The 13,870-nt window shown below is 64.8% G+C and carries 12 protein-coding genes and 1 pseudogene; 7 read left to right on the plus strand and 6 right to left on the minus strand.

Annotated features, from left to right (window positions below; genetic code table 11):
- Positions 1–232: pseudogene (locus Q4I23_RS23375) on the plus strand (hypothetical protein); the annotation flags it as partial.
- Between the two features lie 446 nt (positions 233–678).
- Here the strand turns inward: Q4I23_RS23375 and Q4I23_RS23380 are convergent.
- The gene (locus Q4I23_RS23380) at positions 679–1,407 is read right to left on the minus strand and encodes an ArsR/SmtB family transcription factor (protein WP_498527796.1); all 729 of its coding nucleotides are present in this window, start codon (positions 1,405–1,407) and stop codon (positions 679–681) included.
- 122 nt (positions 1,408–1,529) lie between these two features.
- On the opposite strand from Q4I23_RS23380, the gene Q4I23_RS23385 reads away from it, so the two are divergent.
- From Q4I23_RS23385 to Q4I23_RS23395, 3 genes are all read left to right on the plus strand, one after another.
- Positions 1,530–2,792, plus strand: coding sequence for an MFS transporter (locus tag Q4I23_RS23385; RefSeq protein WP_498527797.1), 1,263 nt, complete (start codon positions 1,530–1,532; stop codon positions 2,790–2,792).
- 222 nt (positions 2,793–3,014) lie between these two features.
- Positions 3,015–3,215 carry a type II toxin-antitoxin system HicA family toxin gene (locus Q4I23_RS23390; protein ID WP_498527798.1) on the plus strand — a complete coding sequence of 67 codons (201 nt, stop codon included), beginning with the start codon at positions 3,015–3,017 and terminating at the stop codon, positions 3,213–3,215.
- 62 nt (positions 3,216–3,277) lie between these two features.
- The gene (locus Q4I23_RS23395; protein ID WP_498527799.1) at positions 3,278–3,682 is read left to right on the plus strand and encodes a type II toxin-antitoxin system HicB family antitoxin; all 405 of its coding nucleotides are present in this window, start codon (positions 3,278–3,280) and stop codon (positions 3,680–3,682) included.
- 354 nt (positions 3,683–4,036) lie between these two features.
- Here the strand turns inward: Q4I23_RS23395 and Q4I23_RS23400 are convergent, their stop codons facing one another.
- The 3 genes from Q4I23_RS23400 to Q4I23_RS23410 form a co-directional block, all read right to left on the minus strand.
- Positions 4,037–5,035 (minus strand): mechanosensitive ion channel family protein, encoded by a 999-nt coding sequence (locus Q4I23_RS23400; RefSeq protein ID WP_498527807.1) that lies wholly within the window; start codon positions 5,033–5,035, stop codon positions 4,037–4,039.
- Positions 5,036–5,215: 180 nt separating this feature from the next.
- The gene (locus Q4I23_RS23405; protein WP_498527800.1) at positions 5,216–5,662 is read right to left on the minus strand and encodes a GreA/GreB family elongation factor; all 447 of its coding nucleotides are present in this window, start codon (positions 5,660–5,662) and stop codon (positions 5,216–5,218) included.
- A gap of 168 nt (positions 5,663–5,830) precedes the next feature.
- Positions 5,831–5,995, minus strand: coding sequence for an S-adenosylmethionine decarboxylase (locus tag Q4I23_RS23410; protein ID WP_498527801.1), 165 nt, complete (start codon positions 5,993–5,995; stop codon positions 5,831–5,833).
- 1,529 nt (positions 5,996–7,524) lie between these two features.
- On the opposite strand from Q4I23_RS23410, the gene Q4I23_RS23415 reads away from it, so the two are divergent.
- Positions 7,525–9,408 carry a glycosyltransferase 61 family protein gene (locus tag Q4I23_RS23415; protein WP_498527802.1) on the plus strand — a complete coding sequence of 628 codons (1,884 nt, stop codon included), beginning with the start codon at positions 7,525–7,527 and terminating at the stop codon, positions 9,406–9,408.
- Here Q4I23_RS23415 and Q4I23_RS23420 read toward each other — a convergent pair.
- Positions 9,400–10,932 (minus strand): class I SAM-dependent methyltransferase, encoded by a 1,533-nt coding sequence (locus Q4I23_RS23420; RefSeq protein ID WP_498527803.1) that lies wholly within the window; start codon positions 10,930–10,932, stop codon positions 9,400–9,402. The genes Q4I23_RS23415 and Q4I23_RS23420 overlap by 9 nt on opposite strands.
- Before the next feature lie 55 nt (positions 10,933–10,987).
- Here Q4I23_RS23420 and Q4I23_RS23425 point away from each other — a divergent pair, with 55 nt between their 5' ends.
- On the plus strand, positions 10,988–12,241 hold the full coding sequence (locus Q4I23_RS23425) for a hypothetical protein (RefSeq protein WP_498527804.1): 1,254 nt from the start codon (positions 10,988–10,990) through the stop codon (positions 12,239–12,241).
- Entirely contained in the window at positions 12,180–13,004 is an 825-nt protein-coding gene (locus tag Q4I23_RS23430) for an O-linked N-acetylglucosamine transferase family protein (protein WP_498527805.1), read from the plus strand. Before Q4I23_RS23425 ends, Q4I23_RS23430 begins: the two co-directional genes overlap by 62 nt.
- Here Q4I23_RS23430 and Q4I23_RS23435 read toward each other — a convergent pair.
- Positions 12,962–13,870: IS5 family transposase (locus Q4I23_RS23435; protein WP_498527806.1), on the minus strand; the 909-nt coding region annotated here is incomplete at its 5' end. The two genes, Q4I23_RS23430 and Q4I23_RS23435, sit on opposite strands and share 43 nt — an antisense overlap.

Genomic DNA, 13,870 nt, shown 5'->3' on the forward strand with positions numbered 1-13,870 from the left:
CCCTCGTCGGCCGTGTTCTCCTCAACCGAAAAGAATCACGACCAACCGGCCGTGCACAGCCCTTTTTCCGCATCCTGTTAAGTCCCCTGGCTCTGCCCAGCGCTTCGTCGCCCTGCATTCCGCCATCTACAACACCTTCAACCTTCAGCGCCACTTGGTCTCCCGTGGCAGCCTGCGTGCTTTCCGGGCGCAGGCGATGGCCGAGTGGCACGCCGCCACCGCCGCGGCGTGAGCCAGTCGGAGATTTGGGCGATCTGCGCGTCGGTTCAGTTCGTGTGACAATGCCGTCGTGACCGTCACGAGGTCTTTGACGAGCTGCGGACCATATTGGTTTTGGAGATCGACCCATTGTGGGGGCGGGGGCGCAGGGTGTCGTGTTGCCACCGGCCAGGGTCCTCGATAGCACTCCTCGTCACTAGGAATACTATGATATTGCCACAACCCCTGTCTATCGGCGCTGCGGCGCTATCCTACATGCACACTCATACGGCAAAAGTCGGTCGAAACCCTGGCGTATCCGATCAGGTGGGGTGCCGGGCTGGAGTGTCGCGTTTGGTCCATGCCCTTTCATGACACCATAACGCGACAACTTTCGCAACAGATCCCGCCGCGCCGCTCCGGTCCGTCCAGAACCGTCGCTTAATGGCTCCATTTCGCGACAGCGTAGGATGCCAGGTCTTAGCCTGCTCTAGACTCTGGGGGTTGCCCATCGGACGTGATTCCGAAGGCGCTCCCAAATGCCCTCTTGCCTATTGGCGTGATCTCCAAAGTCCGGCTCCCACCAACCCGCCGGACCCAGGCTTGCTCAAAGGCATGGGTGCAGATGGCAGCCCCCAGTTGGCCAGCGATATGGGGGCGCCGCTCACTCCAGTCGAGGCAAGGGCGGCACAGTGGACGTGCGGTTCTCGGCAGTGCGTGTCTGGGTAACGCAATTCCAAGCGTTGCCATCAGGTCCACGCCCTGTTGCGTCACAAGCCCGTCGTCGCCTTCGATCTCCACCGCCCCCATAGCAATCAGCGCATCCGCGATGCGGACACCCAGCCGACCGGCAAGATGGTCGTAACAAGTCCTGGCCGCCCGCAAGGCAGCGTCGCTTGGACCGACGCGCACGGGCTTCCGCAAAAGCGTTTCCCCGCTTCCGATCCGCATCATGCTCTCGATCAGGGCGGCCACATTGGCACCGGCCAGCCGGTGGTAGCGGTGGCGCCCTTGCTTTTCGCTGACGACCAATTGCGCGCTCACCATCCTCGCCAGATGACCGCTCGCAGTCTGTGGGGTGATCGACGCAGCATCCGCGAGCTCGCTCGCTGTTAACGCACGTCCATCCATCAGCGCAACCAGCATGACAGCGCGTGCCGGTTCGCCGATGGCGGCAGCAACCTCGGCAATCTGATTGGGCGTGGCCATCCTGTCTCCTCCAGCCTGCACAGCATACCCCAAGGAGGCGCCAGGATACTTCGGTTCAGACCGAACCATCCCACAGTACCATTCGCATAAGCAAGGCGACCCTTCCAGGAGAGCCGCGCACCATGACTGCCGTTCCCATTCACCGTCCGTTCCTCGGCTGGCGCGTGGTCGCCGCCGCCTTCGTGCTGGCCCTGTTCGGCTGGGGAGTCGGCTTCTACGGCCCGCCGGTTTATCTCTATGCCGTGGTCGAACGCACCGGCTGGCCGGTGTCGTTGGTCTCAGCGGCGGTAACCGTGCATTTCCTGTGCGGCGCGCTGGTGGTGGCCAACCTGGCGCGGCTGTATCGGACTCTGGGTGTTCCTCGCGTGACCTGCTTGGGCGCCGCGCTCCTTGCGCTCGGGGTCGTCGGCTGGGCAACTGCCGATGCACCGTGGCAGCTGTTTGCCGCGGCGTTGACCAGCGGCGCCGGATGGGTTGCGATGGGGGCCGCCGCACTCAATGCGATCGTCTCCCCATGGTTCGTCCGCGGTCGCCCAGCAGCTCTGGGACTGGCCTACAACGGTGCCAGCATTGGCGGCGTCATTTTCTCGCCACTGTGGATCACCCTCATTTCCAGCTTCGGCTTTTTCACCGCATCCCTCGCCGTCGGCTTGGTGATGACGGCCGTGGTCGGCCTCCTCGCTGTGCTGTTCTTCTCCAAGACACCGGAAAGCCTTGGTCAGGAGCCCGATGGCGATACATCGGGCAAGCCTCTCACCGCCCCGGCGGTGCAAGCCGCCCGCTCCCTTCCAGGGCACAGCCTTTGGCTGGACCGCCGCTTCGTCACGCTTGCCTGCGGGATGGCGCTCGGGCTGTTCGCACAAATCGGTCTTCTCGCCCACCTGTTCTCGCTGCTGGCTCCGGTGCTCGGCGAAACGAATGCCGGGCTGGCGATGGGTGGGGCCACCTTGGCTGCGATCGCCGGCCGCAGCGTTGTCGGCTGGATGATGCCGGCATCTGCCGACCGCCGCCTTGTCGCCTGCGTGAGTTACGCAGTGCAGATTCTTGGTACCGCGGCCTTGGTGACCGCTGGCGGTGATGACGGCCCAACGCTGGTGGCGGGGATACTTCTGTTCGGCCTTGGGATCGGAAATGCGACGTCGTTGCCGCCACTGATCGCACAGGTGGAGTTCGCGAGCGAGGATGTGGCGCGGGTTGTTCCTCTGATCGTGGCCATTGGTCAGGCGACTTATGCCTTTGCCCCCGCCGCCTTCGGGCTGCTGCGGACCAGTGTCGATGGGGGAGCCGAGACCGGAACCCACCTGTTTGTGGCCGCTGGCATGATACAGGCAGCCGCTATCGCATGCTTCCTCCGAGGTCGGCGGACTCATCGAGGCCGCTGTTGAGGCCTTGCGAACCAAGGCGATCAACACCAGCGGCCGGGTATCCCGACTGCTCGTTTTTACGACGCCGCAGAGGGGCGGTTGCGGCACTGCGCGAACGGGGCACCCCTCCCCCACCTTCTCCAACGGCGTCCCGTTGCCGTTATACACACTCATGCGCACTTTTCTCTTGAACCGCCCTGCTCCAGTGTGTATATATACACAGAGACTACGGAGCGGAGGCAAATGGGAAAAGTCTACAGCAGCCGAGAGGTCATCGCGATCCTCGAAGCTAACGGGTGGCGCGAAGTGAACCAAGTCGGCTCGCACAAGCAGTTCAAGCACCCGACCAAGAAAGGACGGGTCACCGTCCAGACACCGGTTAAGGAGCTTGGTATCCGCGACCTAAAGTCCATCGAAAGGCAGTCTGGCCTGAAGCTCCGGTGAAAACCGGGGCTTCAGCCCTACCAAACAATACAGCAACGCACACCAACGAAGGATCACGGTCCATGTCTTCCAGGTATTACCCCATTATACTGGAGCGCACGGAAGACGGGTTGAACGCCACTTTCCCCGACTTCCCTGGCCTAACCGCATTCGGCGTCAACGCCGCTGACGTGGTGGCGCACGCCGAAACCGGCTTGGCGCTGCACATCGCCGGCATGATCGAAGACGGCGACAACATCCCCGAGCCGTCTGACATCGACGCGGCGCCGGTAGACGAAGAAGCCCCGCCGGAAGCGGGGCGCCTGCTGGTGCGTGCCGATCTCCCCGGTCGGGCCGTGCGGGTCAACGTCACCATCGACGAAGCCCTCTTGGCCGCGATCGACGCCGAAGCCAAGCTCCGCGACACTTCGCGGTCCGGCTTCCTGGCCGCCGCCGCGCGCCGCGAACTGGCCCAGCGCGCCGCCTAGACACTCTTTCTCCGCTCCGACTTCAGGCCGCCAGCTGCAACTGGCGGCCTTTTTCTTTGGTCGATACCGCTAGCCGGCGTGCCAGAACCGAGCGGTTCCGGCACGGGTGGCCTAAGCCACCACCTTCGCCACTCAGCAGGGGGACGATAACGCGCAACTGAGTTCACGTTCATGCCGCGTTCTCACATCCCGGACAATTTGCGCACTTTCGTGTAGTGACCCCTGAAGGGCCTGCCGCTCTATCGCCATGAGCCACGAAAAGCTTGGAATCAATTTCATGGACATGGTTAGCTCGCCTTCATCCGCCAGTACCTGCGTATCCTCAGATCGGCAGACAGACCACCAGAGCGCGCATCAACCTTCTCTTTTCGACAAGCTTGTCCACTCCTGGCGCAATATTGAGCCTTCGTCAGGTCTGACTTCGATGGCTTGACCAGCCTGATTGGCAACTCCAATCGTCTCCGATGTGTTCTGAAGAACATGCAGACCTTCACTCCGGAGCGCGGCGTCGATGGCGGTCAGAAGTGCATCCCGGCAAGCCGCTTCCTCCGCATAGTTCGGCACCCAATAGCGGACGGCGTACTCCATTCCGCCCAACGTGTAGGTGACCGCCAGGACGTCGGGAACGGGCCCCGCAAGACTCCGATGAGCGGTCTGCGCCGCATCTGACAGAACACGCTTCGCCTCCACGACCGGTATGGAATGGGGTAAACAAATACGCAACTGATCCCGATACTGGCGCTTCGGCGCGCTGTAATTGACCAACTGCCGTTGTGCGATGCGGCTGTTCGGAAGAATGACGTGGGTTTGGTTGCGTGTCAGAAGACGTGTTGTTCTCCAGTTGATGTCGATGACCACGCCGCTGACACCGTTGTCGATCTTGAGCCAGTCACCGATGCGGTATGAACGCTCCAGCCCCAAGGCCATGCCAAGAACGACATCCGCGATGATGTTTCTCAATGCGAATCCGAGGATTGCAATGACAACGCCAGAGGTGGCGACGGACCCGACGACGGCGCCGTCCAACGCCAACGCGATGGTACCCATAAGCGCGATCAGGAAGAACGCAACAGTCACGGATTCCTGAAGGAGCTTCGGCAGGCGACGTTGGTCTCGGCTGGTGCGTACCAAGATCAACACGACAAGACGGGCCGTCAGCCACGCGGCCGAAAAGCAGCTGACGCCCCCCAGGACAACAGGCGCCATCGCCACCACGCTTTCGGGAGGTGTGATGGTGGCCTGGAAGAGCCACGAATGCCCAACAAGCAGTGACAGGCTGATGGCGACTGTTACCACTGGCCAGATCAAGCGCACGATCATGGACGTGGACAATGCGAGGCGTGTGCGCATCATCTGCAATGGTGTTGTTCCCTCAGCGTACGAGCGAGGTGCGGATGCCATTTGGTCCAAAGCCATTATCGAGCAGGTTAATGTGGGAAGAGCCCTACTGTCCGGCGGCTCGAAACCACCAGCACAAGGTTGGGGCAACGACAAGACGTTCGGCTTAAGGTGCGCTGGTTCGACAGCCAACTCTCAAAGGTTGGGTGTCGAACGCTCCCGCATTGCGGCTTCTGGCTGATAGGAGATGTCATGCACAAAGACGCGCATGAGCGCCCCATCCGACCGACGGAGGGGAAAGCAACTGCCAACGCGTAGGCCGATCAACGCAGCACCGAGCGGCGTAGTAACCGACACGCAGCAGCCGTTGGGCGTGTAGCGCTCCGGAAACACCAGCACGTGTGATTCCAGATCCCCGCCGTCTTGAGTGCGGAACACCACTCGGGAGTTCATGGTCACGATATCCTGCGGAACGTCCTTTGGCGGATAGACTGCAGCCCTTTTGACCTCCTTCTCCAGCAGTTCAGACACCGGATGATGCAGCGCCGCGGCTCGCTCCACCAATCTCTTCAACCTGCCCCAGTCGCAATCACTCATGAGAATGGGCGGAAGAACCAGATCTTCGTTGCAAACTGTGGACATGACCATCTCCCCCATGTTGAAGCTGGCAGCTTGGAGCAAAGCCAAGGAATGGCCGCTCGGCTGATGGAAACCGGGGCTGCGTAGTCCAGCGGATCTCGTGAGCTACATCGAAAATTTGTCCCCGCCGTGCGTTCAGACCGGCGCCCCGCTGCTCATTCCTGTATCACCTCAAAGCAACTCGTCGCATTTCATGCAAACGGGGGTGAAGGCTCTCTCCAGCACCGGAAGCGCCTTCATCGGTTCGGCATCGCCGCACATGATAGCATCGAGCGCTGCATAGCCTCTCTCTGGCCAGGTGTGGATTGAGATGTGGGACTCCGCCAGCACCGCCACGCCGGAGATGCCGCCGTTCGGCGTAAAATGATGCAGGTGGAGGTGCAGTGTCGCTCCGGAACCTGCACCGATTCGATCAGCGTGGAGCGGACATGCTCAAGATTGTCTAGCCGCTCGACTCCCCATAGATCGATAATCAGATGCGTTCCGGCGAAAACCTTACCGTTGCGCGCCACAAAGTGATCGTTACGGTCGTCCTCATCTCTGGCTCCACGAGTAGCCCCTGTCGAGATGTTAATCGGATCGCCCCCCAGACTCTCTACCCGAACAGCCTCGGATACAATTGCCATATCCTTTTCCGACCGAATGGGCGATGGGGGTTTCAACACTTCGTGTTTCCTATCGGTTGTTTCCCCCTTACGCATACAAGGGGGGCTTTTGAATCGAGTTATTCTTTGGAGGTCCGCCCCTGAATGCGGCAACCACCTTCAGGCAACCGGCGGCAAAGGCTCATCGTCGTCCGGTGGCGTAGGTGCAAGTTCGCTCGACCGCCGCTTCCGCGGCTGGAAGGGCACAACTCGCCCCTCGCAATTATTGTCTTCGTCTTGCCGGCTTGATGACGGGAGCAACTCACGACCCTTGGCCATCGGATCTCCTCCAACATACGAGCTCCGCAGCCGACGGATCGACTACGGTGGGAAACAATGGGGAAATGCCGGCGTTGCGGGTAGACGCGGCTACAGCCCCGGATGCAGCAGGTTTTGGAGATTGGAGCCCCAGATGGATCAGGAGCGCTGCTGCGCGCCTTAATCCGGGGCGAACGTGCCTGCGTGCACACGGCCTGCACGCAAAGAGAGTCGGGTCTGGGAGGCAGCGTTCATCATAGTGCCAAGTTAATTGGCGACAGCCTGTCCCAATTTCAAGGTCTAGGTGACGCTGGGTGCCGCAACCACCAACCGACAGCGAAACATGGGCTTTCCAGGCGCACAATGGAAAGGCTGGTAGAGGTTCGGTTTGACGGCATAAAGTATAGCGCTCCAAAACGTTGGAGCGTCACTCGGGAGGTTGGGGAGCGAAGGCTTGCCGGGTTGAAAGACGGTCGGTACTGCGCCGCAACTCAATGCCTCCTGCCGTCCTATTCGGCTTCCCGACAAGCCCGGACTGGCCGGGGGATTCGGACGGCGGGAAACAACTCGGGGGCCCATCGGGGCGAAACTGGTTCCGGGCTCTCACCGGCTGCGGTTTGGGCACGGGGCGACACCCCGTTGAATCTTCGACCCTCTCCTCTTCCCAATCGGCCAGCCCCCTGGGTGCGGGCTCAACACTCTATCCACGGCCGTCCGTCCGCAGAGGGTGTCCCCCAACAGGAACCACGGCACCGGATGCTCCGGATGCAAGGCGGTGGCAGCCCGGAAGCTCGCCACCGCGTCAGGCAGCCTCGAACGCTCGACGTTGAACAAACAGCCCCCGGTTGAATCGCTGGAGAAAGGCTTCCTCGCCCGCCGCTATCCCTTCACGGACGCCGCAAAAAAAGCGCCATCCGCAAAAATCCTGTCGATGGGCCTGCGGCCAATGCTAACCATTGTCGGATGGACGTCGCTCCGCCGCAAGGCGCCATCACGCTCGCCGAGGCCCTGGACCGGGCGCTCGCGTTCCATCAGGCCGGTCGCGCCAGGGAGGCGGGCGATTTCTGCCGCGCGATCCTGCGTGCCTTGCCGGAGCAGGCGGAGACCCGCTGCCTGTTGGGCACCATCACGTTCGGGCAAGGCCACCTGGACGCGGCGGGCGCACTTCTCACCGTCACGGCGGCGCTGGATCCCGCCTTCTTCGACGCCCACCGCAACCTTGCCATCCTGGAGCAGGCCGCCGGCCGCCCGGCGGCGGCGTGCCGGCACCACCGGCGCGCCCTGACCCTGCGGCCCGATGACGGAGAAACCCACCTCTCGCTGGCCCTGCTGCATGACCAGATCGGCGACGAGCCGAAAGCGGTAGCTTGGCTGCGACAGGGGGTGGCGCGGGCTCCCGGATTTCTTCCTCTGCGGGAGGCCTACACCAGCTTCTGCGAGCGCGCCGCCGCCCGCGCGTTGGGCCGCGGGGATCCAGAGGGCGCCGCCTCCCTCTGCGAACGGGCGCTTCCTCTTCTGCAGGAGGCGCCTGCCGTCACCAGGGCGCTTTGGGGATTGCTGGAGCGGCTCGTGCGCATGGCGCTGCTCGTCGGGCGGCCGGCCCTCGCCATGGAATTTCTGGCGATCAAGGATCCGCTCGACTTCCCCGAGGTCCGGCCCCAGGACATCGACCGCTTTCCTCTGGCCCTGCTGCCCTTCCCGGCTTGGTGTGCCGCCGCTGGCTTCCGCCACGAGACGTGGCAAGCGCCGGCCCAGGAGCCCGGCCAGGCGCTGGTATCGGCAACCCCTCCTTGGCTGCGCCCCCAGATCGACCGGCTGCTGGTGCTGGCGCAGGAGCCGGTGGGCGTGGCGCTCGACGCGGAGATCGAGGTTGTCCAGGGCTTCTACGTCAAGGACAATTATGAAAGCCATCTGCTGGCCGGCCGGCGGTTCCTGCTGCGCGAGGTGACCGATACGGTCGTGCGAGGTCCCCGCGTGCCGCTGGTCGGCGTGACGCCTGGCGCCACGGCGGGCGCCTTCCGCCTGCCTCGCCCGCTCTACCGGACGATGGTGATCGACCAGCCGGTGCTTTTCCTTCCCTCCACGCCCAACTATTGGCATTTCCTCGTCGAGGTGTTGCCGAGGCTGATGGTGCGGGAGCGTGTGGCCGAGACACGCGCCCTGCCGGTGCTTCTGTTCGACGTGCGGCCCTACCATCGGGAAATGCTTCAACTCGTCGGCCTGCCCGCCGAACAGGTCATCGACGCGCGAGAACTGATGGGTCCGGACGGCGCCCAGGTCCTCTACCGTCTGAGCCGAGCGGCGGTGCCATCGGCCGTTCCGTACCCCTCCGCCTATCGCTGGCTGCGGGAACGCCTGTTGCCGCTGCGGCGCAGGCACGGGCCGCCGACGCGGCGCCTTTACCTGTCACGGCGAGGCTCGGCGCCCAAGCACCGCATCGCCAACGACGCCGAAGTCGCGGCCCTGCTCGCCGCCCGGGGATTCGAAACGGTGCAACCTGAACGGCTCGGCGTGCTGGAAACGATTGAGCTGATGGCGGAAGCGGAGGTGGTGGTGGCCCCGGTCGGGGCGGCCACCGCCAACCAGGTTTTCCTGCCGCCGGGCGGGCGGTGGGTGCATCTCTGCAACCCGGACTTCTTCCATCCGGACTCCCCCTGGAATGCGCAGATGGGCGTGCAGGTCCCGCTGCTCGGCTGCTTCCACCATCTGGCCGGCCGCTTCACCGACGATCCGGCCGGCCGGCCCGACGATCTGCTCGCCCGGCTCGACATTCCCGTGCGGATCGCCCCCGACGCGCTCGGCTGGCTGCTGGACGAGGTTCTGGCTCACCCTTCGGGATCAGGGTAAGCCGCCGTCCGGCCCCTCGCCACCTCCCAGCAGCAGCTCCTCCATGCAATCCGGGCGGGCCAGCGCCTGCTCGAAGTTCCCAGCCTCCACGATTTCGACGCTGGGCAGCGGAAACAGCAACTTGGTTCCGCCCATTACCATCGCGCGCTCACGCTCCAAGAACTCGCGGCGGAAATGCCAGGGCAGCACGAGGTAAAGGTCGGGCCGCAGCGCGCGGGACTCCGCTTCCGAAACGATCGGGATGCCGGTGCCCGGCGTGACAGCGCCGAATTTGTCGGGGTTACGGTCGGCGGCGCACTCGATAAGATCCCGGCCGATGCCGCACCATTGCAGAAGCACGTTGCCCTTGGTGGAAGCGCCATAGACATGCACCCGCCCGCCCCCGTCGCGGACGGCGCGCAGTCGGCCGAGCAGCTCCTCTCGCAAGGCCTCCGCCCGCGCCTGGAAGGCACGGTAGGGACGGTCCGTCGCCAGCCCCATCGCACCCTCCCGCCGCCGCAGCGCCTCCAGGAAGGCGAGATCCCTTACCGTGCCGAGCCGGTCGTTCGCGGCGTGGCAGACAAAGCAACGGATGCTGCCGCCGTTCATCCCGTTGACCTCCGCCCGGAAGATCCGCAGCCCGGCCCGCCGCGCGATGGTCTCCAGCACGGTGAGGCTGTAATACTCCAGATGCTCGTGACAGACCGTGTCGAAGGCGTTCCGCAGCAGCATGAGCGGCAGGTAGGAAAGCTCCAACACCCACAGCCCGTCCGGAGCGAGCAGCCGGGCGATCGCGGCGGCCGCCCCGCAGGGATCCTCGATGTCGTAGAACATGGCGATGGAGGTCACGATGTCGAACCGGGCGCCGGCGAGTTCCGTCAGCGCGGCTTCGGACGGAAAGAAGGCGTTGACGACGGTGATGTCGCCTTCGAGCCCGGCGGCGATGTCGGACGGATCGACCCCGACCCGCGCCGACGCCGCGGGGTAGGCGCGGAGCAGGGTACCGTCGTTGCAGCCGATGTCGAGCACCGCCGGCGCCAGCCGGCCGGCCAACGCCCCAGACTGTTCGACGATGCCGCGCAGATGGTCGCGCATCGTCGCGTTGAGGCCTGACCGGTACCAGTAGGTCCGGTACAGCCGTTCGGGAGGCACGCTGGCGGAGGTCTGCAACAGCCCGCAGGCTCCCGCATCCCGGTCGGCGCCGCAGCGCACGAGCTGCATGGGAAAGGCCTCTCCGGTCAACGTCGCCCGCCCGGGCTTGGCGAAGGCTCCCTGCAAAACCTGCGGGCCAAGGTCGATGACCGGCACCAGGACCGACGAACCGCAGATCCGGCACGTCTGTCGCGGGCGAATCGGACGCGGGCGAAGGGACATACCGGGACCTCGACGGGCTTGGGGGCAAGAGGGCATAAGGTGGAACGCGCCGACGAGCCGAGACGCTCGCGGGATTGCCAAGACCCGGCCGATGATGCAGGGTCGTCCCCTGACCGATGGAAGGAGGGGACGCATGGAATACACCGCCGGTTCCCGCTTCGCACAAGTCATTCTTCTCCAGTTCCTCCCCCGCCACGGGAGAGGAACGCCGGCCGGGGACTAACCGGTGCATCCCTTCGTGATCGCGACGGCCGGGGACAGCGCCTATTTCCCCCTGCTCCAGGGACTCCCCCGCTCGGTCCGTGCCTTTCCGCAGGGGGCCGGCGTCCCCGTCACCGTGCTCGACCTCGGGCTTGGAGCGGAGGAACGGCGCTGGCTGGCGAACGAAGGGGCGCGGCTGGTGGCGCCGGGCTGGGATCATCCTTTCGACCAGCCGATGCCAGAGTATTTCAAAGCGATGGTGTCGCGCCCGCATCTCCCGAGGCATGTTCCCGACGCCGCCATCATCCTATGGCTGGACGCCGACTGCTGGGTGCAGGACTGGTCGGCCGTCGACCTGCTGCTGGCGGGCGCGGCGGCGACCGGCTTCGCCATCGTGCCGGAACTCGACCGCGCCTACACGCCCTTCTATGACGGCGCGCCCTACGCCCACCACCTCCACGACTGGTACAAGGCCTGCTTTGACGAGGCCACGGCGCGCCGGCTCTTCGCCTACCCGCTGCTGAACTGCGGAGTCTTCGCCGCGCAACGCAACGCGCCGCATTGGGCGCTCTGGGCGCGCCTGCTGGTGGACTCCCTCCGCCGGACCGTGCTCTTCGTCAGCGAGCAGGTCGCGCTGAACGTCGCCCTGCGCACCGGCGGGCTGCCGTTCAGCCAGTTGCCGGGGCGCTGCAACTGGATCTGCTTTCGGGCCACACCCTTCAGCTCCGGGGACGGCCGGCTGCTGCTGGAGCCGGAGCTTCCCCACGCCCCGCTCGGCATCCTGCATCTGGCGGGCTACCCCCTGCCTCGCAAGCAGGACCCGCACACCCTCTCCACGCCCGACGGTGGCACGGTCGTGCGTCCGCTCAGCCACGGTCCGCCAGCCGGAACGCCGAGCTTCAGGCCCGAAGCCAAGCCCGTGGAGCGGCTGGAAGATGCACTGGGCAGGGCTTTCACCCTCTACCAGCAAGGGAAACTGCAAGAGAGCGGCTCGCTGTGCCGGGCGATCCTCGCCACCTCGTCCGACCAGCCGGCGGCCGCCTTCCTGTTGGGGTTGGTGGAGTTTTCGCTGGGAAGGCTGGAAAAATCGCGGCGGTGCTTCGCCGCCGCCCTCGCCTTGCAGCCGGACCTCGCGGACGCTTTCAATAACCTCGCCCTGTTGGAACACCAATCCAACCCCCGCCGTGCCGCGACCCTGACCAAGCGCGCCCTCCGTCTTGAGCCGGGCGCTGGCACTTCAGCCGGATTCGGCCGACGCATGGCGCGAGAACGCCCATAGCCTGCGTGCGGCGAAGCGGACGGCAAAAGCCTCCCAGGGCTATGACCATGCCCATCGGCTTGCTCCGGAACAGACGGAGTTCCTTTGCGACCGCCTGTTCGCGAGCCTGTCCACCTGCGACTGGCGGAACCATGCGGAAACCTGCCGCCGGCTGCTGGAGACCATCGACCGCGACCAAGGGGTCGTGCTGCCGCTTCTGAGCCTGCTCATCGGCACCAGCCCGGCGCAGCAGGACCGCGCGGCGCGCCCCTTCCACTGCGCGTTCGTTGGACCGGCTGCGGCGGTTCCGGTCGTGCGGCGGCCCGCCGCCTCCGGGGAGCGGCTGAACATCGCCTATCTCTCCGCCGACTTCTACGAACACGCCACCGCCCATCTGACGGCGGAACTCTTCGAACTGCACGACCGGACACGCTTCGGCGTCTTCGGCTACTCCTATGGCGAGGACGATGGAAGCCCCATGCGGCGGCGGCTGGAGGCCGGCTTCGACCGCTTCCGCGACCTGCGGCACGCCGGTCACGAGGAGGTCGCGGCGTTGTGCGCTAAGGATGATATCCACATTCTCGTGGATCTAACAGGTCGCGGAAAAACGAACATATTTCGGCTTTTTGCCCCCTCTGAGGCTTGGAAATGGCGTTTCCGCCGCCCGTTTTTGTCAGAATGGAGCGCCTTTTCGCGCTCCGAGAAGCTCGGAGCCGCCGCTCAGGCGGATTCCGGGCGTGATTATGCCGCCGCCAGCAGCTTGGGCAGGCGGATCAGGTTGTAGGCGGTAGCGGTCAGGGTGAACATCCAACCGACGCGGGCCGTGCCGCGATGACGCGTTTTGCGCAAGCCAGCTCCCTTGATCCAGCCGAACAGCTCCTCAATCCGTTTGCGGATGCGCAAGGACACGGCATAGCCAGGGTGGTGGGTGGTCCGGCCGTCGATCGCCGAGCGGCGATTGCGCGTGTTCTGCGCGACGTGCGCAGCGGCGCCCAACTCGCGCATGTTCGCCACGAAATCCTTGGTGTCGTAAGCCTTGTCGGCACCCACCGTGATGCGGTGACGGCCAGGAATGGCCTCGACCATGGAAACCGCCGCCTCGCGTTCGGCCAAGCCGGTGGCTGCCGTCAGCCGGACATTCACCACCAGGGCGTTCCGGTTCTCCATCAGGGCGTGGCCTATGAAGGCCAGCTTCGCCGGCTGCCCGTTGCCCTTGCGGTACAGCCGCGCCTCGGGATCGCTGGTCGAGGCATGGGTCTCGTTGGACCGCTTCTCACCATGGAAGTCGCGGTCGCCGTTGCGTCCCGGCCCCGGCGGCTCGCCGCTGCCGTCCTTGGGCCGGAAGCTCTTCACCGACGCCCAGGCTTCGATCAGCGTCCCATCCACCGAGAAGTGCTCGTCCGACAGCAGCGCCTTGACCCGGGGTTGACCCAGCACGGTGGCCAGGAACTTGGCCGCCACATCGCCGGCCAGCAGGCGCTCACGGTTTTTGGTGAAGACCGTCGCGTCCCACACCGGGACGTCCATCGACAAGCCGACGAACCAGCGGAACAGCAAGTTGTAGTCGAGCTGTTCCATCAACTGGCGTTCCGAGCGCACCGAGTAGAAGGCCTGGAGCAGCAGCGCCCGCAGCAGCTTCTCCGGCGGGAT

The sequence above is a fragment of the Azospirillum sp. UFLA03-27 genome, from assembly GCF_059803775.1.

Excerpts from the sequence above, each read along its gene's own strand:
- Q4I23_RS23380 (WP_498527796.1), bottom strand. The coding sequence starts at position 1,407 with ATGGCCACGCCCAATCAGATTGCCGAGGTTGCTGCCGCCATCGGCGAA.
- Q4I23_RS23385 (WP_498527797.1), top strand. The coding sequence starts at position 1,530 with ATGACTGCCGTTCCCATTCACCGTCCGTTCCTCGGCTGGCGCGTGGTC.
- Q4I23_RS23390 (WP_498527798.1), top strand. The coding sequence starts at position 3,015 with ATGGGAAAAGTCTACAGCAGCCGAGAGGTCATCGCGATCCTCGAAGCT.
- Q4I23_RS23395 (WP_498527799.1), top strand. The coding sequence starts at position 3,278 with ATGTCTTCCAGGTATTACCCCATTATACTGGAGCGCACGGAAGACGGG.
- Q4I23_RS23400 (WP_498527807.1), bottom strand. The coding sequence starts at position 5,035 with ATGATGCGCACACGCCTCGCATTGTCCACGTCCATGATCGTGCGCTTG.
- Q4I23_RS23405 (WP_498527800.1), bottom strand. The coding sequence starts at position 5,662 with ATGTCCACAGTTTGCAACGAAGATCTGGTTCTTCCGCCCATTCTCATG.
- Q4I23_RS23415 (WP_498527802.1), top strand. The coding sequence starts at position 7,525 with ATGGACGTCGCTCCGCCGCAAGGCGCCATCACGCTCGCCGAGGCCCTG.
- Q4I23_RS23420 (WP_498527803.1), bottom strand. The coding sequence starts at position 10,932 with ATGACTTGTGCGAAGCGGGAACCGGCGGTGTATTCCATGCGTCCCCTC.